This is a genomic window from Lederbergia sp. B243.17 (genome assembly GCF_057657925.1).
The window spans coordinates 1-403 of sequence record NZ_JBWBKF010000044.1 but is presented as its reverse complement, the minus strand read 5'-3'; the positions used below and the strand labels follow the sequence as shown (position 1 = coordinate 403).

At 41.7% G+C, this 403-nt stretch carries 1 pseudogene; it reads left to right on the top strand.

Annotated features, from left to right (window positions below):
* Window positions 1–403: pseudogene (locus tag AC0TWI_RS08850) on the top strand (IS5/IS1182 family transposase); the annotation flags it as partial.

Sequence of the window (403 nt, the reverse complement as noted above, 5' to 3'; positions counted from 1 at the left end):
AATACCATCAAGGACTCATTGAAAAATCCAATCAACTCTACACGGAACTGCTTGAAAAAGAGATCCTGCCCGCAATTGAACGTGAAAATGAAGAATCCTTAACCGTTGAAGAACTCGGACAAATGATTCAAAAAGTAGACGCTGTCATCACAGATTACGATGAGAGAATCGAAGCTTCTTTGGACATCAAAGAGAGAAAAGCGTTAAGAGGTGAACGCAAGTTCCCAAAACAGGCCCGGAAACAACTGATGGATTATAGGGTTCGCAAACAGAAATACCAACGGGATTTCGAAATCCTTGGCATGCGCAATAGTTATTCAAAAACGGATCCTGATGCGACGTTTATGCGGATGAAAGATGACTACATGGGAAATGGCCATTTGAAAGCAGGGTACAATGTTCA